The organism is Actinosynnema sp. NPDC037264 (genome assembly GCF_055603705.1).
Map to the genome: position 1 here is coordinate 463,710 of NZ_JBVJVK010000001.1, position 24,436 is coordinate 488,145.

Annotated in this window: 25 protein-coding genes; 21 read left to right on the forward strand and 4 right to left on the reverse strand. The window is 72.9% G+C overall.

Features of this window, described 5'->3' with window-relative positions; translation table 11 throughout:
• Nucleotides 1-156: 156 nt before the first annotated feature.
• The 7 genes from ACZ7GX_RS02285 to ACZ7GX_RS02315 all read left to right on the forward strand — a co-directional run bounded on the left by ACZ7GX_RS02285 (nucleotide 157) and on the right by ACZ7GX_RS02315 (nucleotide 6,108).
• Nucleotides 157-888: a maleylpyruvate isomerase N-terminal domain-containing protein gene (locus ACZ7GX_RS02285; protein WP_498771884.1), complete on the forward strand. Its 732-nt coding sequence runs from the start codon at nucleotides 157-159 to the stop codon at nucleotides 886-888.
• 115 nt (nucleotides 889-1,003) lie between these two features.
• Complete coding sequence (purF, locus tag ACZ7GX_RS02290) at nucleotides 1,004-2,536, forward strand: amidophosphoribosyltransferase (RefSeq protein WP_498771886.1); 1,533 nt, start codon at nucleotides 1,004-1,006, stop codon at nucleotides 2,534-2,536.
• An 80-nt stretch (nucleotides 2,537-2,616) separates the two neighbouring features.
• On the forward strand, nucleotides 2,617-3,678 hold the full coding sequence (purM, locus tag ACZ7GX_RS02295) for a phosphoribosylformylglycinamidine cyclo-ligase (protein WP_498771888.1): 1,062 nt from the start codon (nucleotides 2,617-2,619) through the stop codon (nucleotides 3,676-3,678).
• Nucleotides 3,679-3,740: 62 nt separating this feature from the next.
• Nucleotides 3,741-4,232, forward strand: a complete 492-nt coding sequence (locus tag ACZ7GX_RS02300) for a SigE family RNA polymerase sigma factor (protein WP_498771890.1) — start codon at nucleotides 3,741-3,743, stop codon at nucleotides 4,230-4,232.
• Nucleotides 4,229-5,002 (forward strand): hypothetical protein, encoded by a 774-nt coding sequence (locus ACZ7GX_RS02305; protein WP_498771892.1) that lies wholly within the window; start codon nucleotides 4,229-4,231, stop codon nucleotides 5,000-5,002. The genes ACZ7GX_RS02300 and ACZ7GX_RS02305 overlap by 4 nt, the downstream gene beginning before the upstream one ends.
• A gap of 9 nt (nucleotides 5,003-5,011) precedes the next feature.
• Complete coding sequence (gene arfB / locus ACZ7GX_RS02310; RefSeq protein ID WP_498771894.1) at nucleotides 5,012-5,440, forward strand: alternative ribosome rescue aminoacyl-tRNA hydrolase ArfB; 429 nt, start codon at nucleotides 5,012-5,014, stop codon at nucleotides 5,438-5,440.
• An 11-nt stretch (nucleotides 5,441-5,451) separates the two neighbouring features.
• The gene (locus ACZ7GX_RS02315; protein ID WP_498771896.1) at nucleotides 5,452-6,108 is read left to right on the forward strand and encodes a class I SAM-dependent DNA methyltransferase; all 657 of its coding nucleotides are present in this window, start codon (nucleotides 5,452-5,454) and stop codon (nucleotides 6,106-6,108) included.
• Here the strand turns inward: ACZ7GX_RS02315 and ACZ7GX_RS02320 are convergent.
• Both ACZ7GX_RS02320 and ACZ7GX_RS02325 read right to left on the reverse strand, forming a co-directional pair.
• Nucleotides 6,090-6,752 carry a response regulator gene (locus ACZ7GX_RS02320; RefSeq protein WP_498771898.1) on the reverse strand — a complete coding sequence of 221 codons (663 nt, stop codon included), beginning with the start codon at nucleotides 6,750-6,752 and terminating at the stop codon, nucleotides 6,090-6,092. The genes ACZ7GX_RS02315 and ACZ7GX_RS02320 overlap by 19 nt on opposite strands.
• On the reverse strand, nucleotides 6,749-8,311 hold the full coding sequence (locus ACZ7GX_RS02325) for a sensor histidine kinase (RefSeq protein ID WP_498771900.1): 1,563 nt from the start codon (nucleotides 8,309-8,311) through the stop codon (nucleotides 6,749-6,751). The genes ACZ7GX_RS02320 and ACZ7GX_RS02325 overlap by 4 nt, the downstream gene beginning before the upstream one ends.
• A gap of 104 nt (nucleotides 8,312-8,415) precedes the next feature.
• Between ACZ7GX_RS02325 and ACZ7GX_RS02330 the strand changes: the two genes are divergently transcribed.
• The 3 genes from ACZ7GX_RS02330 to ACZ7GX_RS02340 are packed head-to-tail and all read left to right on the forward strand — an operon-like array spanning nucleotide 8,416 to nucleotide 11,478.
• Nucleotides 8,416-9,408 (forward strand): Bug family tripartite tricarboxylate transporter substrate binding protein, encoded by a 993-nt coding sequence (locus ACZ7GX_RS02330; protein ID WP_498771901.1) that lies wholly within the window; start codon nucleotides 8,416-8,418, stop codon nucleotides 9,406-9,408.
• Complete coding sequence (locus ACZ7GX_RS02335; RefSeq protein WP_498771902.1) at nucleotides 9,405-9,944, forward strand: tripartite tricarboxylate transporter TctB family protein; 540 nt, start codon at nucleotides 9,405-9,407, stop codon at nucleotides 9,942-9,944. Before ACZ7GX_RS02330 ends, ACZ7GX_RS02335 begins: the two co-directional genes overlap by 4 nt.
• A 1-nt stretch (nucleotide 9,945) precedes the next feature.
• Nucleotides 9,946-11,478, forward strand: a complete 1,533-nt coding sequence (locus tag ACZ7GX_RS02340) for a tripartite tricarboxylate transporter permease (protein ID WP_498771904.1) — start codon at nucleotides 9,946-9,948, stop codon at nucleotides 11,476-11,478.
• On the opposite strand, the gene ACZ7GX_RS02345 is transcribed toward ACZ7GX_RS02340, so the two are convergent.
• Nucleotides 11,475-12,029, reverse strand: coding sequence for a TetR/AcrR family transcriptional regulator (locus tag ACZ7GX_RS02345; RefSeq protein ID WP_498771906.1), 555 nt, complete (start codon nucleotides 12,027-12,029; stop codon nucleotides 11,475-11,477). The genes ACZ7GX_RS02340 and ACZ7GX_RS02345 overlap by 4 nt on opposite strands.
• A gap of 85 nt (nucleotides 12,030-12,114) precedes the next feature.
• Here ACZ7GX_RS02345 and ACZ7GX_RS02350 point away from each other — a divergent pair, with 85 nt between their 5' ends.
• Both ACZ7GX_RS02350 and ACZ7GX_RS02355 read left to right on the forward strand, forming a co-directional pair.
• Nucleotides 12,115-12,855 (forward strand): SDR family NAD(P)-dependent oxidoreductase, encoded by a 741-nt coding sequence (locus ACZ7GX_RS02350; protein WP_498771908.1) that lies wholly within the window; start codon nucleotides 12,115-12,117, stop codon nucleotides 12,853-12,855.
• 2 nt (nucleotides 12,856-12,857) lie between these two features.
• Nucleotides 12,858-13,166, forward strand: a complete 309-nt coding sequence (locus tag ACZ7GX_RS02355; protein WP_498771910.1) for a DMT family transporter — start codon at nucleotides 12,858-12,860, stop codon at nucleotides 13,164-13,166.
• Here ACZ7GX_RS02355 and ACZ7GX_RS02360 read toward each other — a convergent pair.
• Nucleotides 13,153-14,148, reverse strand: coding sequence for a LacI family DNA-binding transcriptional regulator (locus tag ACZ7GX_RS02360; protein ID WP_498771912.1), 996 nt, complete (start codon nucleotides 14,146-14,148; stop codon nucleotides 13,153-13,155). The two genes, ACZ7GX_RS02355 and ACZ7GX_RS02360, sit on opposite strands and share 14 nt — an antisense overlap.
• Nucleotides 14,149-14,267: 119 nt before the next feature.
• Between ACZ7GX_RS02360 and ACZ7GX_RS02365 the strand changes: the two genes are divergently transcribed.
• From ACZ7GX_RS02365 to iolD, 9 genes are all read left to right on the forward strand, one after another.
• Nucleotides 14,268-15,431, forward strand: coding sequence for a Gfo/Idh/MocA family protein (locus ACZ7GX_RS02365; RefSeq protein ID WP_498771984.1), 1,164 nt, complete (start codon nucleotides 14,268-14,270; stop codon nucleotides 15,429-15,431).
• Nucleotides 15,428-16,288 (forward strand): TIM barrel protein, encoded by an 861-nt coding sequence (locus tag ACZ7GX_RS02370; RefSeq protein WP_498771914.1) that lies wholly within the window; start codon nucleotides 15,428-15,430, stop codon nucleotides 16,286-16,288. The genes ACZ7GX_RS02365 and ACZ7GX_RS02370 overlap by 4 nt, the downstream gene beginning before the upstream one ends.
• A gap of 22 nt (nucleotides 16,289-16,310) precedes the next feature.
• Nucleotides 16,311-17,303, forward strand: a complete 993-nt coding sequence (locus ACZ7GX_RS02375; protein ID WP_498771916.1) for a sugar ABC transporter substrate-binding protein — start codon at nucleotides 16,311-16,313, stop codon at nucleotides 17,301-17,303.
• Nucleotides 17,304-17,332: 29 nt separating this feature from the next.
• Nucleotides 17,333-18,376, forward strand: a complete 1,044-nt coding sequence (locus tag ACZ7GX_RS02380; RefSeq protein ID WP_498771986.1) for an ABC transporter permease — start codon at nucleotides 17,333-17,335, stop codon at nucleotides 18,374-18,376.
• Nucleotides 18,373-19,155, forward strand: a complete 783-nt coding sequence (locus ACZ7GX_RS02385; RefSeq protein ID WP_498771918.1) for an ATP-binding cassette domain-containing protein — start codon at nucleotides 18,373-18,375, stop codon at nucleotides 19,153-19,155. The genes ACZ7GX_RS02380 and ACZ7GX_RS02385 overlap by 4 nt, the downstream gene beginning before the upstream one ends.
• Nucleotides 19,152-20,081, forward strand: a complete 930-nt coding sequence (gene iolC, locus ACZ7GX_RS02390) for a 5-dehydro-2-deoxygluconokinase (RefSeq protein WP_498771920.1) — start codon at nucleotides 19,152-19,154, stop codon at nucleotides 20,079-20,081. Before ACZ7GX_RS02385 ends, iolC begins: the two co-directional genes overlap by 4 nt.
• A 652-nt stretch (nucleotides 20,082-20,733) precedes the next feature.
• Nucleotides 20,734-21,693, forward strand: a complete 960-nt coding sequence (locus tag ACZ7GX_RS02395; RefSeq protein WP_498771922.1) for a Cgl0159 family (beta/alpha)8-fold protein — start codon at nucleotides 20,734-20,736, stop codon at nucleotides 21,691-21,693.
• Entirely contained in the window at nucleotides 21,690-22,571 is an 882-nt protein-coding gene (gene iolB, locus ACZ7GX_RS02400) for a 5-deoxy-glucuronate isomerase (RefSeq protein WP_498771924.1), read from the forward strand. Before ACZ7GX_RS02395 ends, iolB begins: the two co-directional genes overlap by 4 nt.
• Complete coding sequence (iolD, locus tag ACZ7GX_RS02405; protein WP_498771926.1) at nucleotides 22,568-24,427, forward strand: 3D-(3,5/4)-trihydroxycyclohexane-1,2-dione acylhydrolase (decyclizing); 1,860 nt, start codon at nucleotides 22,568-22,570, stop codon at nucleotides 24,425-24,427. Before iolB ends, iolD begins: the two co-directional genes overlap by 4 nt.
• Nucleotides 24,428-24,436 lie beyond the last annotated feature (9 nt).

Sequence of the window (24,436 nt, forward strand, 5' to 3'; positions counted from 1 at the left end):
CCCTGGGGTGATCCCACCCGGAGGTATTCGCGATCGGACGGCACCGGCGGCCCGGTCCCCGCGTCGATCAGGGTGAAGGTCGGCCTTCCGCCGCCGGGACGGCGCCCCGTGCGGCACGATGGCCGCGCACCGATCGACTCAAGCGGGAGGCTGGACGTGCCTGGAGGTTGGACCACCCAGCGGTGGACCGAGGTCTTCACCGCGCAGGCGGGGATGTTCCGGGCGGCGGTCGGGAAGGCCGACCCCGCCGCCAAGGTGCCCAGCTGCCCCGGCTGGACGTTCACCGACCTGACGCTGCACGTCGGCAGGTTCCTGGAGACGTCGCTGGAGTACCTCCGCACCGGCAGCCCCGTCCAGCTCCGCCTGCCGAGCCCGCCCGCCGAGGTGGAGCCGCTGACCTACCTGGACACCCAGCTGGCCAAGGCCGCCGAGCTGCTGCCCGCCGTCCCGGGCAACCGGGCGGCCTGGACGTTCTCGCCCGCCGCGCCGGACCTGGCGTGGGTCTGGCACCGGCGGATCGCGCACGAGCTCGACCTCCGCCGTTGGGACGCCCAGGCGGCCCTGCGCGAGCTGGTGGTGGGCGACGCGGACTTCGCGGTCGACGGCATCGACGAGGCGCTCACCACCCTGCTCGCCGCCAAGTACGCCACCGACGTGCCGCCGACCACCAAGGGCACCGCCCTCGTCCAGCTCACCGACGTGCCCGAGGCGTGGGTGGTGACGTTCGCGCCGGGCGTCGTGCCGGAGGTGCGGGCGGCCTGGCCGGGCGAGGAGACGGACGTCCAGGTCACCGGCGAGGCGCAGCTCGTGCACTACGGGCTGTGGGGCCGGCTGCCGCTCAAGCACACGGGCGACGAGCGGGTCTGGTTCGCGCTGAAGCTCGACTGACGGCCGGGTGAGGGTGCGTTTCGTCACGTCGCAGGGGGGCTGAGGGGGGTGGGACGCCCCCTCTCAGCCTTACACTCGATAGTGCAGCCCACCCTCGTCGTTAGGGAGCAACCCGGTGGTCACCGACCATTCAGCAACCGGCCGCATTGACCCCGACACCCAGGAAGAGCGCGAACCCCGCGAGGAATGCGGTGTGTTCGGCGTGTGGGCGCCCGGCGAGGAGGTCGCCAAGCTCACTTACTACGGCCTCTACGCCCTCCAGCACCGCGGCCAGGAAGCCGCCGGCATCTCGGTCGGCGACGGCAGCCAGGTGGTGGTCTTCAAGGACCTCGGCCTGGTCAGCCAGGTGTTCGACGAGCAGGTGCTCCAGGCGCTGCGCGGCCACGTCGCCGTCGGCCACTGCCGCTACTCCACCACCGGTTCCACCACGTGGGAGAACGCGCAGCCGACGTTCCGCACCACGGCCACCGGCTCGGGCCTGTCGCTCGGCCACAACGGCAACCTGGTCAACACCGCCGAGCTGATGGTGAAGGCGCGCGAGGTCGGCGTGGACACCAGCCACGGCGCGACCACGGACTCCGACCTGATCTGCGGCCTGCTCGCCGCGCAGGCCGCCGACATCGGCATCGAGCAGGCGGCCCTGGAGCTGCTGCCGACCCTGCGCGGGGCGTTCTGCCTCACGTTCTCCGACGAGTCCACCCTCTACGCGGCCCGCGACCCGCAGGGCGTGCGCCCGCTGGTGCTCGGCAGGCTGGAGCGCGGCTGGGTGGTCGCCAGCGAGACGGCGGCGCTGGACATCGTGGGCGCGTCGTTCGTCCGCGAGGTCGAGCCGGGCGAGCTGATCGCGATCGACGAGAACGGCCTGCGGTCCAGCCGGTTCGCCACGCCCGAGCCCAAGGGCTGCATCTTCGAGTACGTCTACCTGGCCCGTCCGGACACCACGATCGCCGGCCGCTCGGTGCACGCCACCCGCGTCGAGATCGGCCGCCGGCTGGCCGCGGAGCACCCGGTGGAGGCCGACCTGGTCATCCCGGTGCCCGAGTCCGGCACGCCGGCCGCGATCGGGTACGCGCAGGCCAGCGGCATCCCGTACGGCTCGGGCCTGGTCAAGAACGCCTACGTCGGCCGCACGTTCATCCAGCCGTCGCAGACCATCCGCCAGCTGGGCATCCGGCTGAAGCTGAACCCGCTGCGGGACGTGATCCGCGGCAAGCGCCTGGTCGTGGTGGACGACTCGATCGTGCGCGGCAACACCCAGCGCGCCCTGGTCCGGATGCTGCGCGAGGCGGGTGCGCTGGAGGTGCACGTGCGGATCGCGTCGCCGCCGGTCAAGTGGCCGTGCTTCTACGGCATCGACTTCGCCTCCCGGGCCGAGCTGATCGCCAACGGCCTGGACACCGACGGCATCCGCCGCTCGGTCGGCGCGGACTCGCTCGGCTACGTGTCGCTGGAGGAGCTGATCGCGGCCAGCGAGCAGCCCAAGACCCGGCTGTGCACGGCCTGCTTCGACGGGGACTACCCGATCCCGCTGCCCGACGACGCGCTGATCGGCAAGCACCTGCTCGAGGGGATCCGGGGCGTCGCGGGCTCGGCGACCCCCGTCCTGACGAACGGGTACGGTGCCGAAGACGCCCTGCAACGCCCCTGATCGCCGGCGGAGCCGGGCGCGCGCCCGGCCCGGGAACAGATGTACCGAATGTGGATGCCCTGAATGTGGAGCACAGAGACGTGACGGACAGCGCCAAGGCGACCTACGCCGCAGCTGGAGTAAGCATCGAAGCCGGCGACGAGGCGGTGGAGAAGCTCAAGCCGTGGGCGGCCAAGGCGCAGCGTCCCGAGGTGCTCGGCGGGATCGGCGGCTTCGCGGGGTTGTTCCAGCTCAAGCTCGACCGCTGGAAGGAACCGGTGCTCGCGGCCTCGACCGACGGCGTCGGCACCAAGATCGCGGTCGCGCAGGCGTTGGACAAGCACGACACGGTCGGCATCGACCTGGTCGCGATGGTCGTGGACGACCTCGTGGTGTGCGGCGCGGAGCCGCTGTTCATGCAGGACTACATCGCGATCGGCCGGGTCGACCCGGACAAGGTCGCGGCGCTGGTCAAGGGCATCTCCGAGGGCTGCGTGCTGGCGGGGTGCGCGCTGCTGGGCGGCGAGACCGCCGAGCACCCCGGCCTGATGGGCGCGAACGACTACGACATCTCCGGCACGGGCGTCGGCGTGGTCGAGGCGTCCGGCATGCTCGGCCCGGACCGGGTGCGCGCGGGTGACGTGGTGATCGCCATGGGCTCGTCCGGCCTGCACTCGAACGGGTACTCCTTGGCGCGGCACGTGCTGCTGGACATCGCCCGGATGCCGCTGGAGGGCCACGTCGAGGAGTTCGGCCGCACCCTCGGCGAGGAGATGCTCGAGCCGACCCGCATCTACGCCAAGGACTGCCTCGCGCTGGCCGCCGAGGCAGAGGTGCGCACGTTCGCCCACGTCACGGGTGGTGGCCTGGCCGCGAACCTGGCCCGCGTGCTGCCCGAGGGCCTGCGCGCCGAGCTCAACCGCCGCACCTGGACGCCCGCGCCCGTGTTCGCCCTGATCGCCCAGCGCGGTCGGGTGGAGCGCGAGGAGATGGAGAAGACGTTCAACATGGGTGTCGGCATGGTGGCCGTGGTCGCGCCCGAGGACGTGGACCGCTCCCTGGCCGTGCTCACGGCCCGCCACGTGCCCGCGTGGGTGCTGGGCGACGTGGTCCGCTCGGACGAGCCGGGCGCCGCCCTGGTGGGCGACCACCCGCGTTTCTAGGCGCCGGCAGCAACCTCCGGCGGTCGCCGATCCGTATCAAGCGGCGACCGAGGAGGGGCCGAGTGGATCGCGATCGTGAGTTCGACGAGTACGTCGACGCCCGGGCACTGGTGATGCGGCGGACCGCGTACCTGCTGTGCGGGGACTGGCACCGCGCCGAGGACCTGGTGCAGACGGCGCTGACCAAGCTGTACGTCGCCTGGCCCAGGGTGCGGCGGGACGCGTCGCCGGACGCCTACGCGCGGAAGGTGCTGGTCCGCGCGGCCATCGACGACTCGCGCCGGGCGTTCCGGCGGCGGGAAACGGTGGTCGACGCGGTGCCGGACACACCGGTCGCGGGCGCCCCGTCCGACATCGACGTGCGGCGCGCGCTGGCGTCGTTGCCGGTCGGGCAGCGGACGGTGGTGGTGCTCCGCTACTGGGAGGACCTGAGCGTCACGGAGACCGCGCGCCTCCTCGGGCGAACCGAAGGCACCGTGAAGAGCCAGGCGGCCAAGGGCTTGGCCGCGTTGCGCGACCTTCTCGGGCACGACGTCCTGGAGGAGCAGCGATGACAGACATCAAGCAGACCCTGGCCACGGCGTTCGCCGACGAGCCGCCGCTGGCCGTCGACAAGTCCGCCATCCGCCGCGCGGGCCGGCGCAAGGTCGTGACCCGGCACGCGTCCGTCGGCTCGGCGGTGGCGGTCGCGGTGGCCGTGGCGATCGTGCCGTTCGGCCTGGACGCCGGTGGTGGCGGCGGTCCGGACGTGGGGCAGGCGGGCACCGCCGAGTCGCAGGCGTCAGTACCGCGATCCGCGCCTGGTCCGTACACCAAGCCACTGGATCCGGGCCTGTCGGACGAGCGGGCGGCGGAGCTGACCGGGATCCTGCGCGACTCGGGCGCGATCCCGGCGATGCAGACGCACAGCCCCGCCGGGGCGGAGTTCGGCCCCTGGGAGTTCGAGGCGTGGGGAGCCTTCTACAAGGCCCACGCGGAGGTGTTCGACGCCCGCGGCAGTGCCATCGTGACGGTGGAACTGGTCGCGCGCCCGTACGAGGGCTGTGAGGCGGTCACCTTCCAGTCGGCCGCCCGGACGTGCGAGGTGCGGACGACGCCCGACGGTCGTGAGTACAAGGTCGAGCGCGGACCGGACGTCCCGGGCGATCTGATCAGGGTCACCGCGAAGCTCCCGGACGGTCGGAAGCTCGAGGTGTCGGCCCAGGGCATCGAGGACCGAAGCGGAGGCCCTTACAACACGACGCCGGCGGTCGGCGGTGGGCCGAACCCGATGACGGTGGACGAGCTCGTAAACCTGGCGACCGTGCCGGGGCTGGTCTTCTAACCTGTACCGGTGGCCGAGGACCTGACCGTGACGCGGACGCTGGTGATACCGGCGGCCGAGTTGAGCGAGCGGTTCTCCCGGTCCTCCGGCCCCGGTGGCCAGGGCGTGAACACGGCGGACAGCCGGGTCGAGCTGAGCTTCGACCTGGCTGCCTCGCCGTCGGTGCCGGAGTGGTTGCGCGCGAGGATGCTCGGCCGCCTGGAGAAGCGCCTGGTGGACGGCGTGCTCACGGTGACCGCGAGCGAGCACCGGGCGCAGTTGCAGAACCGCCAGGCGGCCCGCGAGCGGCTGGCGCGCCTCCTGCGCGACGCCGCCGCCGCGCCCCCGCCGGTGCGCCGCGCGACCAAGCCGACCAAGGGCTCGAAGGAACGCCGCATCGCGGAGAAGAAGCGCCGCGCCCAGACGAAGCAGGGCCGCCGCGGCGGTGGCTGGGACTAAGGTCCCAGGGCGTGACCGAGCCCGATTTCCTCACCATGGCGCGCACCGCCTACGACACCGTCGCCCACAGCTACGCCGACCTCGCGCGCGACCTGCTCGCGGAGATCCCCGCGGACCGGGCGGTGCTCGGGATGTTCGCCGAGCTGGTGAGCGGGCGGGTGGCGGACGTCGGGTGCGGTCCCGGCCGGATCTCCGGGCACCTCAAGCGGCTCGGCGTGGACGTGTTCGGCGTCGACCTGTCGCCGGAGATGGTCGAGGTCGCCCGCCGCGAGCACCCGGACGTGCCGTTCGAGGTGGGTTCGATGCTCGACCTCGACCTGCCGGACGGCTCGCTGGGCGGCGCGCTGGCCTGGTACTCGCTGATCCACGTGCCGTGGGAGGAGCACCCGGCCGTCCTCGCGGAGTTCCACCGCGTGCTCGCGCCCGGCGGCCTGCTGGTGCTGGCGTTCCAGGTCGGCGACGAGGTCCGGCGGTACGAGCAGGGCTACGGGCACGACATCCTGCTCGACGTGTACCGGATCAACCCCGACCGGGTGCTCGGCCAGCTCGCCGAGGCGGGGTTCGAGCCGCACACCCGGCTGGAGCGGGAGCCGGCGGACCCGAAGTGGGAGAAGACCCGGCAGGCTTACCTGATCGTGCGCAAGAGCGGTCAGCCCAGCCAGACGTAGAGGCGTTCGGGCCGCCCGGTGCCGCCGTACTTCAGCCGCACCTCGGCCTTGCCGGTGCTCACGAAGTGCTCCAGGTACCGCCGCGCGGACACCCTGGCCAGCTCGGTGGCGTCGGCGCACTCGCTGGCCGTCACCGGGCGTTCCCGCAGCACGCGCTCCACCAGCGCGGCGGTCTGCGCGGTCAGCCCCTTCGGCAGCACGGGCGCGCTGCTCGGCCGTGCGCCGAACACCTGGTCCACGTCCGCCTGCCCGGCCGAGCCGAGCTGGTCGAGCCGCCGGTCGAGCGCGGCGAAGTGGGCGAGCTGGTCGCGCAGCGCCGCGTACTCGAACGGCTTGATCAGGTAGTGCAGCACGCCGCCGCGCATGGCGCTGCGCACCGTCTCCACGTCGGTCGCGGCCGTGATCACGATGACGTCCACGTCCTCGGCCACCCCGCGCAGCTCCCGCAGCACGGCCAACCCGTCGACGTCGGGCAGGTACACGTCCAGCAGCACGAGGTCCGGCCGCAGCTCCCGCACCAGCCGCACGGCGTCCGCGCCGTTGTGGGCCACGCCGACGACCTCGAAGCCGGGCGTGCGCGCCACGTATCCACTGTGGACCTTCGCGACCATGAAGTCGTCGTCCACCACCAGAACCCTGATCACACCGGCACCTCCACGGGCAGCCGGGCGGTGAACACCGCGCCGTCCTCGTTGTGCACCCGGACGGACCCGCCGCGCCGCAGGCAGGTCTGCCGGGTCAACGCCAACCCGAGCCCGCGCCCGCCCTGCTCGGCGGCCTTGGTGGTGAAGCCGTGCCGGAAGACCTCCTCGGCCAGCCCCGCCGCCACACCGGGCCCGGAGTCCCGCACCACCACGACGACCTCGGCGGCCGTCGACCGCACCGACACCTCGATCCACCCGCGCTCCGACAGCGCGTCCAGCGCGTTGTCCACCAGGTTCCCGATCACCGTCACGAGGTCCGTGGACAACGCCTCGTCCACCTCCCCGAGCGAGCTGTCCGGCGCCATCCGCAGCCCGATGCCGCGTTCGGCGGCGAGGCTGGACTTGGCGATCAGCAGCGCCGCCACGGCCGGGTCGGCGACCTTCGAGCCGACCTCCGCCCGCCACGCGCCCTGGGCGGTGGTGAGGCGGCTGATGAACCCGCGCACCTCGTCGTACTCGCCGAGCTCGACCAGGCCCGCGATGGTGTGCAGGCGGTTGCGGAACTCGTGCGCCTGCGCGCGCAGGGTGTCGGTGGCGTGCCGGTTCGCGTCCAGCTCGTCGCGCAACGCGGTCAGCTCGGTCCGGTCCCGCAGGGTGACCACGGCGCCGTGCACGTCCAGCGGCATGTAGTTCAGCGTGAGCACCCGGCCGCCGGTGAGCGCGAGCTGGTCCACGCCCCTGGCCCGCCCGGTGAGCACGTCGCGCAGCCGTTCGTCCAGGTCGAGCTCGGACACCGACCGGCCGACCGCGTCCGCCGGCAGCGCCAGCAGGTCGCGCGCGTGGTCGTTGACCAGCGTGATCCGGTGCTGCGGGTCGAGCGCGACGACGCCCTCCTTGATGCCGTGCAGCAGTGCCTCCCGGTACTCGACCAGCGCGGTGATCTCGTGCGGCTCCAGGCCGAGCGTCTGGTTCTTCACCCGCCGCGCGAGCAGCAGCGACCCCGTGACGCCGATGACCAGCGCCACCCCGAGCAACCGCAGCGCGTTGTCGGGCGAGTCCAGCACACCCTCCCAGAACCCCGGCGCCTGCCGCCCGGCCGCGACCAGCCCGATCACCGCGCCGTCGTCGCCGATCACCGGCACGTGCGCCACGGTCGCGCCGCCCAGCTCGCCCACCCACGACCGGCCGCGCGCCGCCGTGCTGTCACCGACGTCGAGCGGCTCGCCGACCTGGCTCGGGTCCGGCGAGGTCAGGACCTCGCGGTCGGGGCCGGTGATGATCACGTAGCTGGCGCCGGACAGGCTGCGGGCGCTCTCCGCGAACGGCGCCAGCGCGTAGTGCCGCAGCGGGTCGGCCAGCGACGCCCGCACCCCCGCCGTCGCGGCCACGTCCTCGGCCACGGACAGCATCCGGCGTCCCTCGGTCGTGCGGAAGTTGTTCCCCGCTTGGACGACGGACAGCACTCCCACCGCGCACAGCAGCGCCACGACCACTACCAGTTGCCACACGAGCAGCTGACGTGCCAGCGATCCGCGTCCGCGGCGGACTTCCTCGGCCAATCAGCACCTCCCGGATGACCACAAAGAACAAAAGAACCCTTAGGCGCGCAAGCGGGACATCCCTGTTTACACGAGTGCAACATGTCCAACCACGCGGAAGAGAGGTGGGGATCACAGTGCGGATCAGGAACTGGGTCGCGGTCGCCGGCGCGTTGGCGGTCGTCGTCCTCGTGCCGCCGCTGCTGACGTCCGGCGCGGACACCACGGCGTCGTTGCGCAGCCTGCGCGTGCTGGTGCCGAACGCGCCGGGCGGCGGTTACGACATCACGGCGCGCACCGCCGCGAAGGCGATGGAGGACGCGGAGCTGATCCGCAACACCGAGGTGTTCAACCTGCCCGGCGCGGGCGGCACGGTCGGGCTCGGCCGCACGGTCAGCGAGCGCGGCAACGGCAAGCTCGTGATGTCCATGGGCCTGGGCGTGGTCGGCAGCGTCTACACGAACAAGGCGCCGTCGTCGCTGCTGGACACCACGCCGATCGCGAAGCTCATCGAGGAGCCGGACATCGTCGTGGTCGGCGCGGACTCGCCGTACCGGACGCTGGACGAGCTGGTCGCGGCGTGGCGGGCGAACCCGGGCGAGGTCACCGTCGGCGGCGGCTCGTCGCCCGGCGGGCCGGACCACCTGGCGCCGATGCTGATCGCCAAGGCCGTCGGCCTCGACCCGCGGCGGGTCAACTACATCCCGTACGACGGCGGCGGCGAGCTGCTGGCCTCGGTGCTGGGCGGGAAGGTCGCGTTCGGCGTGTCCGGCGTCGGCGAGTACCGCGACCAGATCGAGGCCGGGCAGATCCGGGTGCTGGCGGTGACCAGCGGGTCGCGGCTGCCGGGCGTGGACGCGCCGACGCTGCGCGAGTCCGGTGTGGACGTCGAGTTCAACAACTGGCGCGGCGTGGTCGCGCCGCCGGGGATCTCCGACGCCGACCGGGCCCGGCTGGTGGACCTGTTCACCGACCTGCACGGCACGCCGCAGTGGCGGGAGGCGTTGGCGCGCAACGGCTGGACGGACGCGTTCGCGCCGGGTGACGAGTTCGGCGCGTTCCTGCGCGAGGAGAACGACCGGGTGGCGACCGTGCTCAAGGACCTGGGGTTGGCATGAGTGGAGGGTTGGGCGTGCACAAGGCGGTGAACAAGCCCTTGAGCCGGGCGTGGCTGCGGGAGCGGTCGGAGCTGGGCGTGTCCGCGGTGCTGGTCGGGTTGGGCGTGCTGGTCCTGGTCGACGCGATCCGGATCCACACCGACTTCGCGCAGCGCGGACCGGTGGGGCCGAAGGCGGTGCCCGTGGTGGTCGGCGTGGGGCTGATCGTGGTCGCCGCGCTGCTCGCGCGGGACGTGCTGCGCGGTGGGCGCGGCGAGGCGGAGGGCGGCGAGGACGTCGACCTCTCCGCGCCGGCCGACTGGCGGACCGTGCTGCTGCTGTGCGGGGCGTTCCTGGCCAACGCGGCGTTGATCGGGGTGGTCGGCTTCCCGATCTCCGGGGCGGTGCTGTTCTGGGGCGCGGCCTACGCGCTGGGCAGCCGCGCCTTCGTGCGCGACCCGCTGCTCGCCGCCGGGCTGTCGGTGGCGACGTTCGTGCTGTTCAACAACCTCCTGGGCGTGCCGCTGCCCGGCGGGCCGCTGATTGGGATGTTCTGACGTGGACTCGTTCACCAACCTCCTCGAGGGCTTCGCGACCGCGCTGACGCCGACGCACCTGGCGCTGGCGGCGCTGGGCGTGCTGCTGGGCACGGCGATCGGCGTGCTGCCGGGCATCGGTCCGGCGATGGCGGTGGCGTTGCTGCTGCCCGTCACCTACGGCCTGGAGCCGACCGGCGCGTTCATCATGTTCGCCGGCATCTACTACGGCGGCATGTTCGGCGGTTCGACCACGTCCATCCTGCTGAACACGCCGGGTGAGAGCGCCGCGGTGGTCGCGGCGATCGACGGCAACCCGATGGCGCGCAGGGGACGCGGTTCGCAAGCGCTTGCGGCGGCCGCGATCGGGCACTTCGTCGGCGGTCTCATCGGCACGGTCCTGCTGGTCCTGCTCGCGCCGACGGTGGCGAAGTTCGCCGTCGACATCGGCGCGCCGGACTTCTTCGCGATCATGGTGCTGGCGTTCATCGCGGTCACGTCCGTGCTCGGCGCGTCCCGCGTGCGCGGGTTCGCGTCCCTGCTCATCGGGCTCACCATCGGCCTGGTGGGGCTCGACGAGATGACGGGCCAGCAGCGGCTGACGTTCGGCTCGCTGCACCTGGCCGACGGCATCGACGTGGTGGTGGTCGCGGTGGCCCTGTTCGCGGTCGGCGAGTCGTTGTGGGTGGCCGCCCACCTGCGGCGCAAGCCCGCCCGGCCGGTGCCGGTCGGCCGCGCGTTCCTGGGCCGGGAGGACTGGCGGCGGTCGTGGAAGCCGTGGCTGCGCGGTCCGGTGATCGGCTTCCCGTTCGGCGCGATCCCGGCCGGTGGCGCGGAGATCCCGACGTTCCTGTCGTACGTGGCGGAGAAGCGGCTGTCCAAGCACCGCGACGAGTTCGGCAAGGGCGCGATCGAGGGCGTCGCCGGTCCGGAGGCGACGGCCAGCGCGTCGGCCGCGGGCACGTTGGTGTCGATGCTGACGCTGGGCCTGCCGACCACGGCGGTGGCGGCGGTGATGCTGGCGGCGTTCCAGCAGTACGGCATCCAGCCGGGGCCGCTGCTGTTCGAGCGGGAGTCCGCGCTGGTCTGGGGCCTGATCGCGTCGCTGTTCATCGGCCTGTGCCTGCTGCTGGTGCTGAACCTGCCGCTGGCGCCGGTGTGGGCGAAGCTGCTGAACATCCCCCGGCCGTACCTGTACGCGGGGATCCTGTTCTTCGCGGGCGTCGGCGCGTACGCGGTGAACGCCGACGTGTTCGACCTGCTGGTGATGTTCGTGATCGGCGTGCTGGGTTTCGTGATGCGGCGCTACGGCCTGCCCGTGCTGCCGGCGATCATCGGCGTGATCCTCGGCCCGGCCGCCGAGCAGCAGATGCGCCGTGCGCTGCAGCTGTCGGACGGTTCCCTGACGGGCCTGGTCAACACCCCGTTCGCCCTGGTCGTCTACGGGATCGTGGTGGTCCTGCTGCTCTGGCCCCTGATCCGCCGCCTGCTGCGCAAGCCGACCCCGCCGACCGAGGCCTCCCCGGAGCCGGAACGGCCGAAGGTGGACGCCTAGCCGGTGAGCAGGCCGTCCAGCAGGGTGTCGAGGCCGCGCTTGATCCTGGCGGCCTCGGCACCCCGGTGGGCGACCAGGTTCGCGGCCAGGGGGGCGAGGAGGGCGTCGGCGGTGAACGCGGCGTCCACGTCCGGGCGGGCTCGGGCGATCAGCACGGCCAGGTGGCGGTGGTGGGCGTCGTAGGCGCCGCCGAAGCGGGCGAACGGGCCGGTGGTCTCGGCCATCAGCAGCAGGTCCAGCTGGGCGAGCGTGCGGTCGACCAGCGCGTGCAGGAAGGCCCGGACGCGCTCGGCGGGCGGTGCGCCGGGGCCGACCGGCGGCGGGCCGGTGAGGAACGCGGCCTGGAACTCCCGCTCCGAGGCGTCGATCAGCGCGTGGGCCAGTCCGGAACGGTCGCCGAAGCGGCGGTAGAGCGTGCCGACGCCCACGCCGGACGCGGCGGCGACCTCGGCCATGGCCAGGCCCTCGATGCCCCGTTCGGCCACGATGTCGGCGGCGGCGGCCAGGATCTTCGCCCGGTTCTTGGCGGCGTCGGCCCGCTCCCGCGTCACGTCGGCAGCTTAACGACCTCGACAACCGGAACTGATTCCGCTTAAGCTGAAGCGGAATCAGTTCCGGTTAGTGGGGGTTCAGGTCATGCGGCAACTCGAAGGCAGGTCCGCGCTCGTCACCGGGGGCAGTCGCGGTATCGGGGCGGCGATCGCCAAGCGGCTGGCGCGCGAGGGCGCGAACGTGGCGATCACCTACGCGCGCTCCGGCGACCGCGCCCGCGAGGTGGTCGAGGAGATGACGGCCCTGGGCGTGCGGGCGCTCGCGGTGCGGGCCGAGGCGACCGACGTCGACGCCCTGCGTGACGCCGTCGCCCGTGCGGCGACCGCGTTCGGCGGGCTGGACGTCCTGGTGAACAACGCGGGCATCGCCGAGCACGGCCCGTTCGAGGACGTCACGGTGGACGCCGTCGACCGGATCCTGGCGATCCACGCGCGGGCGGCGTTCGTGCTGGCCCAGGCCGCCGTGCCGCACATGACGGCGGGCGGTCGGATCGTCGCCATCGGCAGCACCCTGGCCGAACGGGTGCCGTACCCGGGCTGGGCGCTGTACGCGATGAGCAAGTCGGCGCTGGTCGGGCTGACCAAGGGCCTGGCCCGCGACCTCGGCCCGCGCGGCATCACGGTCAACCTCGTCCACCCCGGCTCGACCGACACGGAGATGAACCCGGCCGACGGCCCGGACGCCGACGAGGAGCGCCGCTACACCGCGCTGGGCCGGTACTGCGACCCGGAGGACGTGGCCGCGACCGTCGCGCACCTCGTCGGCGACGGCGGGCGCAACATCACCGGTGCGGCGTTCGTCGTGGACGCGGGCGCGGTGGCGTAGCGGTGGCCTGGTTGCTGCTGCTCGGCGCGGCGTTGCTGGAGGTCGTGTGGGCCACGGCGGTGGGCCGGTCGGACGGTTTCACCCGTCCGTGGCCCACCGCGGTCGGGATCGCGGCGGCGGTGACGAGCTTCGTGATGCTCGCGATCGCCATGCGCGACCTGCCCGTCGGCACCGCCTACGCGGTGTGGGTCGGGCTCGGCGCCGTCGGCGTGGTCCTGGTGGGCGTCGCCGCCGGCGAGAGCGCGTCGCCGCTGCGGCTGGCGTGCCTGGCGTTGATCGTCGTCGGCGTGGTGGGCCTCAAGCTGGCCTGACCGGCGGTGCGGTCGTCGAGCGGACGACCAGCGACGGGTGCAGCAGGTGGCGCACGGGCTCGACCCGTTCGCCCCGCACCCGTTGCAGCAGCGCCTCGGCGGCGAGCCGGCCGAACTCGTTGCGCGGCTGGTCGACCGTGGTCAGCGAGACGTGCCGCAGGGCGGCCAGCGAGGTGTTGTCGTACCCGACCACCGAGACGTCGCGCGGCACGCGGAACCCGGCCTCCTCCAACGCCGAGATCGCGCCGACCGCGTTGAAGTCGTTGCACGAGACGATCGCGGTGGGCAGGTCGTCCGTCAACCCCCGCACGGCACGCGCGCCGCCCACGTCGGTGTACTCGCTGCCCACCACCCGGGGCGCCAGCCCGTGCGCCGCCATCGCGGCAAGGTAGCCACGCCTGCGGGGCGCGGCCTGCGAGCCCTCGCCGCCGTCGAGGTGCGCGATCCGCTTGTGCCCCAACGACACCAGGTGGTCCACGGCCAGCGCGATGCCGCGCTCGCCGTCGTCGTTCACGGTGTCCACAGTGGCCAGTCGGGACGACCGCGCCACCAGCACCACCGGCGTCTGCTCCGCCGCCCGGCCGATGTCCGCCGTCGGCACCACGGGCGACAGCAGGGCCAGCCCCGCCGGCCGGAACGACAGCAGGCTCCGCAACGCCCGCCGCTCCCGCGCCGGGCTGCGCCCGCCGGTGTTGAGGATCAGGTCGAAGCCGTGCTCGGCCGCCACCGCGTCCAACCCGTCCACGACCTCCGCGAAGAACGCGTTGTGCAGGTCGGACACCATCACGCCGAGCACGTGCGACGTGCGGCTGGCCAGCGAGCGCGCCATCGCGTGCGGCGAGTACCCCAGCTCCTCGGCCGCCTTGAGCACCGCCGCCCGCCGCCGGTCGCTCACTTTCGGTGACCCCCGCATCACCAGCGACACCAGGGCGCGGGACACCCCGGCGCGGGCCGCGACGTCGTCCATCGTGGGTCTGGCCAACGGTGTCTCCCTCCCGGACGCGGCGGCGGACGTCACGAGCGGGCAACGCGCCCTTGACACCCGTGTGACGGACGCTACAGCCTTAGAGCGCTCCAACAAATAGAGCGCTCTAACCGGAGATCGCCTCTACCAGGACGGAGACCAGCGGGATGCGCATCGGAGTTGCCGGAGCGGGTCGGATCGGCACCATGCACGCCACCAACCTGGCCACCCTCGACGAGGTCGACGAAGTGCTCCTGTTCGACCCGGCGCCCGGCCGCGCGGCGCAGGCGTCGGCCCTCCTGCCCGGCAGCCGGAGCGTGGACGACCTCGACGCCCTGCTCACCGACAGTGACGGCGTCCTGCTGGCCACGCCCACCACCACGCACCCCGCGCTGCTGCGCGCGACCATCGCGGCGGGCGTGCCGACGCTGTGCGAGAAGCCGATCGCGAGCCACCTGGACGAGATGCGCGCGTTGGTGGACGACGTGGAGGCCTCCGGGGTGGAGGTGCTGGTCGGCTTCCAGCGCCGGTTCGACCCGGCGGTGTCCGAACTGCACCGGCGCGTCCGCGAGGGCGACGTCGGCGACGTCTACCTGGTCCGCGCGCTCGGCAACGACGCCCGGCCGCCCGACTTCTCCTACCTGCCGCAGTCCGGCGGCATCTTCCGCGACCTGCTGATCCACGACCTGGACGCGGTGCCGTGGCTGGTCGGCGAGCCGGTGGTGGAGGTGTACGCGTCGGGGTCCGTCCTGGTGGACCCGGCGTTCGCGGAAGCCGACGACGTGGACAACGCCGTGGTGCTGCTGAAGTTCGCGGGCGGCGCGCACGCCGTGCTGGCCGGCGGGCGGCACGACCCGCTCGGCTACGACCACCGCATCGAGGTGCTGGGCAGCCGCGACTCGCTGGCCGTCGGCCTCGACCCGCGCACGCCGCTGACGTCGCTGGAGCCCGACGGCCCGAAGGCGGCGGGCGACGCCTACCCCGGCTTCGCCGAGCGCTTCCACCGCGCCTACCTGGCCGAGGTGGCCGCGTTCACGCGGGTCGTGGCGGGCGCGGCGGCGAACCCGTCGCCGGTGCGGGAGAGCCTGGTCAGCCTCCTGCTCGCCGAGGCGTGCGAGTGGTCGCGGCGGTCGGGCGCCCCGGTCCGCGTGGACGCGGGGGCGCGCTGGTCATCCGGCGCCGATCCCTCGTCGGCCGGCGCTTCACCGATCGGCGTGGGACCGGTGCCGGACGGCCGACTTCCGGGCGCCTCCGTCGCCACGCCCGAGGCGGGGCACTCGAACACCGGGGTGGTCGCGTGAAGATCGCCGGTGCGCCCATCTCGTGGGGCGTCTGCGAGGTGCCCGGCTGGGGCAAGGTCCTCGAACCCGCGTCCGTGCTGGGTGGGATGGCGTCCCTGGGACTGCGGGCCACCGAACTCGGTCCGCCCGACTACCTGCCCGCCGACCCCGCGTCGTTGAAGTCCCTGCTGGACGAGCACGGGCTCACGCTGGTCGGCGGTTTCCTGGCCGTGCCGCTGCACACCGGCGAGCAGTCCACAGTGGACGAAGCAGGCCGGGTCGCCGCGCTGCTCGCCGCCGGCGGCGCGGAAGTCCTCGTGCTGGCCGCCGCCACCGGCCTCGACGGCTACGACGAACGCCCCGCGCTCACCGACGACGAGTGGCGCACCCTGGTCGACACCGCCGCGCTCATCCGCGACCGCGCCGCCGACCACGGCCTGCGCACCGTCCTGCACCCGCACGTCGGCACCCACGTCGAACGCGCCGCCGAGGTCGAGCGCTTCCTCGCCGACTCCGACCTGGACCTCTGCCTGGACACCGGCCACCTCCTCATCGGCGGCACGGACCCGGTCGACCTCGCCCGCCGCCACCCCCGGCGGATCGGCCACGTGCACCTCAAGGACGTGCGGGCCGACATCGCGGCCACCGTCCGCGACGGGCACCTCGGCTACATGGCCGCCGTCCAGCAGCGGATGTACGTGCCGCTGGGCGACGGCGACGTGGACGTGGCCGCCCTGGTGGCGCTCCTCCGGGACGCCGGCTACACCGGCTGGTACGTCCTGGAGCAGGACACCGCGCTCGGCGACGACAGCCCGCTCGACACCCCGGTGCGGGACACCGCGCGCAGCCTCGCGCACCTCACCCGGATCACCGCCTGATTTCCACCAGCGAGGAGAGACGATGACGTCCACTCGAAAGGGCCTGCGTGCGGGCCTCGCCCTGACCGGGCTCGCGCTGCTCGCCGCGTGCAGCGGCCCCGGCGCGGACAACACCGCCGCGACCACCGACACCGCGGCCGCCCCAGCGCCGACCGGTGACCTGCGCGTCGCCGTCGTCACCCACGGCACGGCAGGCGACGCGTTCTGGAACGTGGTGAAGAACGGCGCCACCGCCGCGGGCGAGCAGCTCGGCGTCACCGTCGACTACCACTCCGACGGCGACCCCGGCCGGCAGTCCACCCTGATCGACAACGCGGTGTCGCAGAAGGTCGGCGGCATCGTGGTCTCGATGGCCAACCCGGACGCGTTGCAGACCTCGATCCAGAACGCGGTCAAGGCGGGCATCCCGGTCATCACCATCAACTCCGGCTCGGACAAGAGCACGTCGTTCGGCGCGCTCGCGCACGTCGGCCAGGAGGAGAGCGTCGCCGGCGAGCAGGCCGGGCAGAAGCTGAAGGAAGCCGGCAAGGCGAAGCTGCTGTGCGTCATCCACGAGGCGGGCAACGTCGGCCTCAACCAGCGCTGCGACGGCGCGCGCGCCGGGTTCGGCGGCACCGTCACCAACCTCCAGGTCGACATCAACAACCCCACCGACGTCGAGTCCCGGATCAAGGGCGCGCTGCAGACCGACCCGTCGGTCGACGCCGTGCTCGCGCTGAACCCGCAGGTCGCCGTCTCGTCGGTGAGCGCGGTCAAGGGCGCCTCCTCGAAGGCGGCGGTGGCCACGTTCGACCTCAACGCCGACGTCACCGCCGCGATCAAGGCGGGCGACGTGCTGTTCGCCGTCGACCAGCAGCAGTACGAGCAGGGCTACCTGCCGATCGTGATGCTCAAGCTCTACCGCGACAACGCCAACACCGTCGGCGGTGGCAAGCCCGTCCTCACCGGACCCGGCTTCGTCGACCGGTCCAACGTGGACAAGGTGGCCGAGTACGCCGAGCGCGGCACCCGCTGAGGAGGACGCCGGTGACATCGCGGTCGGAACTGCCGGACGCGCCGTCGGCGCCGCCGGACGACCGGGTCGGCTCGGCGCGGCCGCTCGACCGGCTCGTGCTGCGGCCCGAGATCGGCGCGCTGCTCGGCGCCGTGCTGGTCTTCGCGTTCTTCTCGGTGGTGACCGAGCGGTTCCTCAGCACGGGCGGCGTGGCGACCTGGCTGGACGACGCGTCCACGCTCGGCATCATGGCCGTCGCGGTCGCGCTGCTCATGATCGGCGGCGAGTTCGACCTGTCCGCCGGCGTGCTGACCGCGTCGACCGCGCTGGTCACGGCCGTCCTGGCGACCAGGCTCGGCTGGAACGTGTGGCTCGCGCTGCTCGCGTCGCTGGTGTTCGCGCTGGCGGTCGGCGCGCTGAACGGCTGGCTGGTGGTGCGCACCGGGCTGCCGAGCTTCATCGTGACGCTCGGGACGTTCCTGGCGTTGCAAGGCCTGAACCTCGGCGTCACCCGCCTGGTCACGGGGTCCGTGCAGGTGTCCGGCATGCGTTCGGCCGAGGGCTACTCGTCGGCCGGGTACCTGTTCGCCTCCACGTTCACCCTCGGCGGCACGGCGTTCTACGTGTCGATCCTGTGGTGGGTCCTGGTCACGGTGGTCGCGGCGACCGTGCTGCTGCGCACCCGGTTCGGGAACTGGATCTTCGCGGTCGGCGGGTCGCCGCTGTCCTCACGCGCGGTCGGCGTGCCCGTCGTGCGCACCAAAGTGCTGCTGTTCATGACCACGGCGGGCGCGGCGTGGCTCGTCGGGTCGATCAACATCCTGCGGTTCACCAGCGTGCAGGCCAACCAGGGCATCGGGCTGGAGTTCCAGTACATCATCGCCGCGGTGATCGGCGGGTGCCTGCTCACCGGCGGGTTCGGCTCGGCCGTCGGCGCGGCGATCGGCGCGCTGATCTTCGGCATGGCCCGGCAGGGCATCGTCTACGCGAACTGGAACTCGGACTGGTTCCAGTTGTTCCTCGGCGTGATGCTGCTGGCCGCCGTGCTCGTCAACAACGCCCTGCGGCGGCGGGCGGAGAGGGTGCGGCGATGACTGCTCCACTGCTGGAGGCCCGCGACCTGGGCAAGACCTACGGCAGCGTGATCGCGCTGCGGGACGTCTCGACGGTGGTGAACGCCGGCGAGGTGACGTGCGTGCTGGGCGACAACGGCGCGGGCAAGTCGACGCTGATCAAGGTGCTGGCGGGCGTGCACCGGCACGACTCCGGCGAACTGCTGGTCGGCGGCACGCCGGTCCGGTTCTCGTCGCCGCGCGAAGCCCTCGACCAGGGCATTGCCACGGTGTACCAGGACCTCGCGGTCGTGCCGCTGATGAGCGTGTGGCGCAACTTCTTCCTCGGGTCCGAGCCGACCGTCGGCTTCGGGCCGTTCCGGTTCCTGGACCGCAAGCAGGGGCGGCGGGTGACGCGGGCGGCGTTGGCCGAGATGGGGATCGACCTGCGGGACGTGGAGCAGCCCGTGGGCACGCTGTCCGGCGGCGAGCGGCAGTGCGTGGCGATCGCGCGGGCGGTGCACTTCGGGGCGAAGGTGCTGATCCTGGACGAGCCGACGGCCGCGCTCGGGGTGAAGCAGGCCGGCGTGGTGCTGAAGTACGTGGCACGGGCGCGGGACCGCGGGCTCGGGGTCGTGCTGATCACCCACAACCCGCACCACGCCTACCCCGTCGGCGACCGGTTCCTGCTGCTCAAGCGGGGGCGCGCGCTGGGGGCGTACGAGAAGTCGGAGATCGGGCTGGAGGAGCTGACCAGGCAGATGGCCGGCGGGGCGGAGCTGGAGGCGCTGGCCCACGAGCTGCGCGGGGTCGGCGAATGACGATCGAGGTGCTGACCGTCGGCCGCGTCGGGGTGGACCTCTACCCGGAGCAGAGCGGCGTGCCGCTGGCGGAGGTGCGGACGTTCGCCAAGTCGCTCGGCGGCACTGCCACGAACGTGGCGGTGGCGGCGGCGCGCCTGGGCCGGGCGTCGGCGGTGCTGACGAAGGTGGGACCGGACGGCTTCGGGCCTTACGTGCGCACGGCGTTGGAGTCGTTCGGCGTGTCGTCGTCCTACGTGGGCACGGCGCCGGACCTCCAAACACCGGTCGTGTTCTGCGCCCTGGACCCACCCGAGGACCCACCACTGCTCTTCTACCGGGCGCCTCTCGCCCCCGATCTCGCCCTCACGCCGGAGGACGTGCCGTGGGACCTGGTGGCCGACGTCCCGCTGTTGTGGGTCACCGGAACGGGTGTCTCCGCCTCACCCGCCCGTGAGACGCAACGACGGATCCTGCACCACCGGTCCGGCCGCACCCACACCGTCCTCGACCTCGACCACCGCCCGATGTTCTGGCCCGACGTGCCGACCGCGCGCCGTGAGATCGGCTGGATGCTCGACCACGTGACGGTCGCCGTCGGCAACCGGGCCGAGGTCGAGGTGGCGGTGGGGACGTCGGACCCGGAGGAAGCCGCCGCCCGCCTGCTGGCGCGGGGCGTCCGACTGGCCGTCGTGAAGCTGGGCGGCTCGGGCGTCCTCCTCGCCACCGAGTCCGACTCCTGGACCGTCCCCCCTCACCCGGTGGACGTCGTCTGCGGCTTGGGCGCGGGTGACGCGTTCGGCGGCGCCCTCGCCCACGGCCTGCTGTCGAACTGGCCACCGGACCGGATCGGCCGCTACGCCAACGTCGCCGGCGCCCTGGTCGCCTCCCGCCTGGCCTGCGCCGACGCCATGCCGACCGAGGCAGAGATCGAGGCCCACCTGTGAAAACCCTTCGACAGGCGCCCACCGCACCCCCGTGCCAAGATCAATCGACCCCCGCCCACCCGGCGACACGATCGGATGAACATGGCCCGAAAATGTACGGAAACACCGTTACCAATCCTCGGTTAAACGAGGACCGAGCGCCCGACAACCACCCCCCATCCGCCCAACCCACAACCCACCCCTCCACCCCAGCCCTCGATCCGACCACCCCGATCACCCCGACCACCCAAGCCAACCCACCCGACCCAGCCGACCTGACCACCCCGCCCGACCTAGCTGACGCGGCCCACCCAGGCGGCCCGACCAACGACCCGACCGGCACAGCCGACCCAGAGGGCCCGACCGGCCCAGCCAACGCGGCCAACCGGCCCGACCTGGCTGATGCGGCCGGCACGGCGGACCCAGCCGACCCGGCGGACCCGGCGGACTTGGCCGACCCGGCGACCCTGGCGACCGCAGCGCTTCGGCCGACTCCGGCGTGGCTGCGCACCCCGGTGTGGCTGCCGGACCCGACTTGGCGATCGGACCCGACTTGGCGATCGGACCCGACTTGGCTGCGAGCCGCGGCGGGGTTGCCAGCCCTGATCGGGGCGACGATCACGGCGGATTTTGCGCGGTCGGTGCCCGCTCCGGCCTTGGCGGGAGGCGTCAGGTGATCAGCGACGAGCGGTGGGCGGCGCTGTTGGAGGCCAGGGCGACCGACCCGGCCGCGATCCGCCGCGCCTACCAGACCCGCCGCCGGCGGAGCCAGTTGCTGTCCGACCAGGGCACCCTGTTCCTGGTGGCGGCCGACCACCCGGCTCGCGGTGCGCTGGGTGTCGGCGGCGACCCGCTGGCCATGGCCGACCGCCGTTCCCTGCTGGACCGCCTGCTCACGGCGCTGGCGAACCCGGCCGTGGACGGGGTGCTCGGCACGCCGGACGTGATCGAAGAGCTGCTGCTGCTCGACGGCCTGCACGACAAGGTGGTCATCGGCTCCATGAACCGCGGCGGGCTGGCCGGTGCGGATTGGGAGATCGACGACCGGTTCACGGCCTACGACCCCACGTCGATCGCGGGCAACGGGTTGGACGGCGGGAAGATGCTGCTGCGCCTGGTCGACTCCGACCCCGGCACCGTGCCCACGCTGGAGAGCTGCGCGGCGGCGGTGTCGGCGTTGGCGGAGCGCAGCCTGATGGCGTTGGTCGAGCCGCTGCCGTACGCGCGCGACGCGGCGGGGGAGTTGGTGCTGCAGCGGGACGCCGCGGCGTTGGCGCGGGCCGGGAGCGTCGCGGCCGGGTTGGGGGCGACGTCGGCGTTCACCTGGTTGAAGCTGCCGCCGTCGCCCGACGAGGTGCTGGACGCGACGACGTTGCCCGCGCTCGTGCTCGGTGGCGTGCCGTCCACCCGGTTGAGTGACGACCTGGCCTCGTGGGGCCGGTCGCTGCGTCACCCGACCGTGCGCGGGCTGGTCATCGGGCGCGCCCTGCTCTACCCGCCGGACGGTGACGTGGCCGGGGCGGTCGACGCGGCGGCGCGGGTGTTGCGCACGGCACGGGAGGTCACTCGATCAGGTGACGGCGAGACCATCGGCGAGACCGTCGGTCAAGCCGGGAGAGGTGGGGCGGGATGAGCCTGCACCGACCGTTGGGCACGCTGGCGGACGGGGAGAACGCGGTCGAGCTCACCCCCGAGGCCGCCGGGTGGGATCACGCCGGGTTGCGCGTGGTGTTGTTGCACCCCGGTGGGATGACCACGTTCGAGACCGGTGATCACGAAGCGTTCGTGCTACCGCTCTCCGGCGGGTGCGTGGTCGAGGTCGACGACGAGCGGTTCGAGCTGCGCGGGCGGGACTCCGTGTTCACCCGCGTCTCGGACTTCGCCTACGTGCCGAGGGACGCCACCGTCCGCCTGTCCACAAAGGACGGTGTCGAGGTCGCGCTGCCGACGGCCCGCTGCGACCGCAGGCTGGCGCCGAAGTACGGCCCGGCCGAGGACGTCCCCGTCGAGGTCAGGGGCGCGGGCAACGCCACCCGCCAGGTCACCAACTTCGGCGTCCCCGGCGTCTGGGACCACGCCGACAAGCTCATCGCCTGCGAGCTGATCACCCCCGACGGCAACTGGTCGTCCTACCCGCCGCACAAGCACGACCACACCTGCGACGTCGTCAACGAGGAGATCTACTACTTCCGCATCGCCGGCCGCGACAAGGTCACCCCATCGCGTGAAGGGTTCGGCTTCCACCGCACCTACACCGACGACGGCGACATCGACGAGGACGTGCTCGTCCGCGACGGCGACGTCTTCCTCATCCCCCGCGGCTACCACGGCCCCTGCGTCGCCGCGCCCGGCTACCCCATGTACTACCTGAACGTGCTGGCGGGCCCGAACCCCGAGCGCTCCATGGCGTTCTGCGACGACCCCGCGCACACCTGGGTCCGGGACACCTGGGCGAGCCAGGACCTCGACCCCCGCTGCCCGGTGACGACCGCCGAAGGACGGGTCGAATGAAGCTCACCACCAGGCTCACCACCGCACAGGCACTCGTCCGCTGGCTCACCGCCCAGCACACCGAGCTGCCCGACGGCCGCCGGGCGCCGCTGTTCCCCGGCGTGTTCGCGATCTTCGGCCACGGCAACGTCCTCGCCCTCGGCAACGCCCTGGAGGACGCCAAGGAACAACTCCCCGTCTGGCGCGGCCACAACGAGCAGGGCATGGCGCTGGCCGCGGTCGGCCTCGCCAAGGCCACCCACCGCCGCCAGGTCGGCGTCGCCACGTCCTCCATCGGCCCGGGCGCGCTGAACATGGTCACCGCCGCCGGCGTCGCCCACGCCAACCGGCTGCCCCTGCTCCTGCTGCCCGGCGACACGTTCACCAGCCGCGCGCCCGACCCGGTGCTCCAGCAGGTCGAGCACTTCGGCGACCCGACCACCACGGTCAACGACGCCTTCCGCGCGGTCAGCCGCTACTTCGACCGCATCACCCGGCCGGAGCAGCTGCTCAACACCCTCCCGCAGGTCGCACGCGTGCTCACCGACCCCGCCGACTGCGGCCCGGTCGTGCTCGCCCTCCCGCAGGACGTGCAGGCCGAGTCGTTCGACTTCCCGGACGCCCTCTTCGCCCCGGTCCTGCACCGCCCGCAACGCCCGCGCCCCGACACCCAGGCCCTCGCCGAGGCCGCCGCCACCCTCCGCGCCGCCCGCAAACCGCTGCTCGTCCTGGGCGGCGGCGTCCGCTACTCCCGCGCCGCCGGCCGCGCGATCCGCTTCGCCGAACAACACGCCATCCCCATCGCCGAGACGACCGCCGGCCGCACCGAAGTCCCCCACGAGCACCCCCTGCACGCCGGGCCGCTCGGCATCACCGGCTCCGCCTCGGCCAACGCCCTGGCGGCCGAAGCCGACGTGGTCCTCGCCGTGGGCACCCGCCTGCAGGACTTCACCACCGCGTCGTGGACGGTCTTCGCCCCGGACGTCCGGATCGTCTCCCTCAACACCGCTCGGTTCGACGCCGTGAAGCACGGCGCGCTGTCCCTGGTCGCCGACGCGGACGAGGGCCTGCGCGAGCTCACCGACGACCTCGGCGACTGGCGGGCCGACCCGACCTGGGCCGCCCGCGCGACCGAGGAGCGGGGCAAGTGGGACGCGCACGTCGACGGCCTGCGCGCCCCCGGCGGCACGCCGACGTACGCGCAGGTCGTGGGAGTGGTGAACGAGGAGTCCACCCCGGAGGACTACGTGCTGACGGCGTCCGGCGGCCTGCCCGGCGAGCTGATCGGCGGCTGGCGCGCGGTCGGCGAGGCGACCATGGACGTCGAGTACGGCTTCTCCTGCATGGGCTACGAGCTGGCCGGCGCGTGGGGCGCGGCGATCGCCCGGCCGGACGGCGTGGTGACCGCGCTCGTGGGCGACGGCTCCTACCTCATGCTGAACTCGGAGCTGTTCTCGGCGGCGTTCGCCGGGCACGGTTTCGTGGCCGTGGTGTGCGACAACGACGGCTACGCGGTGATCCACCGCCTCCAGACCGGCCAGGGCGGCACGGGCTTCAACAACCTCTACGACGACGTGACGACCCGGCACGCGAACCCCCCACGCACCGATTTCGCCGCGCACGCCGCCTCGATGGGTTGTGCGACTTTCCCGGTGGACGACCTCGACGGCCTCCGCGACGCCTACCGAAAAGCCCGGGAAGTCGCCAAGACCGAACACCGCCCGGCCGTGGTGGTGATTCGCACCGACCCGTCCTCGTGGACCGAAGCGGGCGCGTGGTGGGAAGTCGGCGTGCCGGAAGTGGCGCACCGCCCGGGGATCACCGCGGCGCACGACGAAGTGGCCGCCGGTAAAGCGAAACAAATTCGCTACCTCTGACCCGGCCGG